At 67.3% G+C, this 3,463-nt stretch carries 3 protein-coding genes; 1 reads left to right on the top strand and 2 read right to left on the bottom strand.

What is annotated here, in order from left to right; translation table 11 throughout:
• Nucleotides 1–878 (top strand): L-cysteine desulfidase family protein (locus GPA_RS04590; RefSeq protein WP_041239094.1); only part of this gene is annotated, 878 nt, incomplete at its 5' end.
• Nucleotides 879–925: 47 nt separating this feature from the next.
• On the opposite strand, the gene GPA_RS04585 is transcribed toward GPA_RS04590, so the two are convergent.
• Both GPA_RS04585 and GPA_RS04580 read right to left on the bottom strand, forming a co-directional pair.
• Nucleotides 926–2,182 (bottom strand): putative ABC transporter permease, encoded by a 1,257-nt coding sequence (locus GPA_RS04585; RefSeq protein ID WP_015539088.1) that lies wholly within the window; start codon nt 2,180–2,182, stop codon nt 926–928.
• 178 nt (nt 2,183–2,360) lie between these two features.
• A partial coding sequence (locus GPA_RS04580) for a helix-turn-helix domain-containing protein (RefSeq protein ID WP_083808913.1) occupies nt 2,361–3,463 on the bottom strand: 1,103 nt, incomplete at its 5' end.

Genomic DNA, 3,463 nt, shown 5'->3' with positions numbered 1-3,463 from the left:
CGCGCCGCGCGCTCGTGCGCATCGCCGACTTCCACACGAACATCGTGCGCGAGGAGCGCGACGGCGAGGTGCTGCGCGACGCCGCTCCTGCGTCCGAGGGCGGCGAGGCCGAGGGCATGACCGACCGCGGCGTGCTCTCGATGGCCGGCATCTGGGACTTCGCCATGACGGTGGACCTGGACGACGTGCGCGGGCTGCTGGAGCGGCAGGTTGCCTGCAACGCAGCGGTGGCCGACGAGGGGCTGGCCGGCGATTGGGGCGCCGACATCGGCAGCGTCATGTTGGGCGCCTACGGCGACGACGTGAAGGTGCGCGCCTGCGCCTGCGCCGCCGCGGCGTCCGACGCGCGCATGAGCGGCTGCGAGCTGCCGGTGGTCATCAACTCGGGCAGCGGCAACCAGGGCATCACCGTGTCGGTGCCGCTCATCGTGTACGCGCGCGAGCTGGGGTCGAGCGACGAGCAGCTCTACCGCGCGCTCGTGCTCTCGAACCTCGTGGCCATCCACCAGAAGACGGGCATCGGGCGCCTGTCGGCCTTCTGCGGCGCCGTATGCGCGGGCGCGGCGGCGGGCGCCGGCATCGCGTACCTGGACGGCGGCGGCTACAAGGAGGCGTGCCACGCTGTGGTGAACGCGCTCTCCATCGTGGCCGGCATGGTGTGCGACGGCGCGAAGCCCTCGTGCGCCGGCAAGATAGCCTTCTCGGTGAACGCCGGCATCTTGGGCTACGTGATGTACCGCGACGGCCAGCAGTTCTACGGCGGCGACGGCATCGTGAAGAAGGGCGTGGAGAACACCATCGACTCCATCGCCCGCCTCGGCCGCGACGGCATGCGCGCCACCAACGACGAGATCATCAGGATCATGCTGGGTTCGTAGGGGAAGGAGCAGGGAGACGGAAAACCTCCCCTGCCTTAGCATCCGTCTCAGTTCGCGCGGGTGGCGTTGGAGGGGTCTATCGACATGCTCTGGAAGCGCTCCTGCATGTACTCGTTGTCGAAGTTGCGGTCGAAGAACTGGGCCATGGCGGTCTCGGCCGGCTTGCCGGCCATGCGCTGGTACCAGCAGTCCAGCGACAGCAACGTCATGGCGCCGTCCACGATCATGAGGGCCGCGCACACCGTGGTGACGGCGTAGCGCCAATTCCAGGGTATGAGGTTCACCAGCTTCAGCATCCAGGGCAGGCACAGCTTGATCCACATCACGCCCAGCACGCCCCACATGGCCATGAACATGCCGTTGGTGCGCCCGTCGATGGACAGGAACGTGCCCGAGTAGTCCCAGGCCACAATGCCGAAGGCGAACTGCATGAACCAACTGGTCAGGTATTCGAATGCCCCGCCGATGACCGCGCTCACCAGGAAGATGAGGACGACGTTCTTGTCGTGGAAGCGGTTGAGCGCCACGGTCATGAGCACGGCGCCGAACCCGTAGATGGGCGAGAAGGGCCCGAACAGCAGGCCGGCACGGTCCTGGTAGTGGCCGGGGTCGACCACGACGAAGTGGTACACCGTCTCGATGATAAGGCCCAGCACGCAGCAGACGGTGAATATCCAGAACAGGTTGAAGAAGTTGAGGGCAATGAACCCCTTGCCGGTCTCGTCGCGCCCGAGCGTGCCGTCCTCGGCGTCCTCGCGCGTCTCCATGTCGCGCAGCTTGCGTTGCAGCTCGCGCTCGTCGGCAAGCGACGGGTCCAGGTAGCTGGTAAGCACCACGAGGAACACGATGAAGGCCACGAAGAACAGCACGGTGCCGTCCAGGCCGAAAAGCATGATGTCACACAGGATGCCGGCTACCATGAGGCCGGTGAGCAGCTCGGCGGTCTGCGCCGCAAAGCGCCGCTTGTCGCGCAGCAGGCGGATGCCGAACACGATGAACGCCACGGTGAGCAGGGCCAGGATAGCCAGCAGCGCGAAGAACAGCACCGTGGAGGCCGTAGAGTCGTCTGCGAGCGCGCCTTCGCGAAACGCGATCACCATGGCCACGATGACGAACCCGATCATGGGCAGGATGGCGACGCCTGCCACGATGCACAGGATGGCGAACACCTTGAGCGGCAGGGGGATCTTCTTCTTGAGGGTTGCCGCCGCCTCGGCTTCCTGGGACGTCAGCGCCTCTATCTCGGCTTCGAGCTTGGCTTCCGCCTCGGTGCTGCGCTGCCCCTCGCGGTGGTTGTGCATCATCGGTACCTCTCGTGCCCATGCCGACGCGCACCGCGCCGGCCCCGTCCAGCTTGCAGGCACCCACGATACCATAACCCGATGGGCGGACGGTTACGGGGCGGATGATGCGCATCGTGCGCCCATGAGCGTGGGCGAGGGTTGAGGCCGTTGCGTGCGGCGGGCACCGGCGCGGCACGCTTTAGGCGTTGCGCGTCTCGGCCTCTATGAGGTCGATGAGATCCTGCTGCGAGTGCACGTCCACCTTGCGGTAGATGCTCTTCACGTGGCTCTTCACCGTCTCGTCGCCAATGACCAGCTCCTCGCGGATGTAGGCGCGGTTGCGGCCCTTCGCCAGCAGGAACAGCACCTCTATCTCGCGCGGCGACAGGCGGCAGCGCCGGGCGATGCGCGTGCCGGCCTTCTCGAAGTCGGTGGCGGCGTCGGCCTCCTCCATGGGCTTCACGTAACCCCAGCCCGTGCTGGCCTTCCCGCTGCCCAGGGCGAACAGCGCGATGATGAGGATGGCGAAGATGATGCCCGCCGAGAGCATGGCCATCCCCAGGTCGGTGTCCACCACGTTCACGGCCAGCGCCGCAGCGATTGACCCGGCGAACTGGCCCAGCTGGATGGACAAAAGCCCCCATCCCGCTATCCAGCCGGCCGGCACGCCGCGCGAGGCCAGCACGGGCCACAGCGCCCACAGCACGATGTAGAAGTACTGGTAGCCCGCCTGGTGCACCGCCGTACCGATGACGTTCCACGGCTCGTGCAGCGGCAGGAACAGGAAGCCCGCCGCCATGAGCGGCAGGGCCACTTGGTACGTCAGATGGTCGAAGTCCATCTTCGCCCAGCTCATGGTTGCGAAGATGGCCACGGATCCGCCGACGATGGCCGCGATGTTCAGCAGGTCGCGCACGGCCAGCCAGTCGCTCTCCACGGGCGCCATGAGGCCTTTCATCGCGCCGAACGACACGCCGAAGAAAAGCGCCACGGTCACGAGCCGCAGCGGCGGGCGCGCCTTCACCCGCACGTTGCGCTCGCGCCGGGGCAGGCGGGGCACGCTGCGCTTGTAGTGCAGGAAGCAGCCCATGCTCGCCGCCGGCAGCAGGGCCACGGCCAGCTGGGCCGCGTCGACGGGCAGCAGCCGGATGGCGAAGTACGCGACGGCGGCGATGAGCAGGGCGACCACGGAGTAGTTCACGGTGCGCTTCGATCCGAGTGAGGCGAACAGCTCGGCCCACAGTACCACGACGATGGCGCTGCCCACGCCTGTGACCAGCGCGCCTGCAAGATAGACCGGCG

Origin of the sequence: Gordonibacter pamelaeae 7-10-1-b (assembly GCF_000210055.1) — a bacterium.
GTDB lineage: Bacteria > Actinomycetota > Coriobacteriia > Coriobacteriales > Eggerthellaceae > Gordonibacter > Gordonibacter pamelaeae.
This window is presented reverse-complemented; position numbering and strand designations above follow the sequence as displayed.

Coding starts and splice junctions, on each gene's coding strand:
- GPA_RS04585 (WP_015539088.1), bottom strand. CDS start 2,182: ATGATGCACAACCACCGCGAGGGGCAGCGCAGCACCGAGGCGGAAGCC.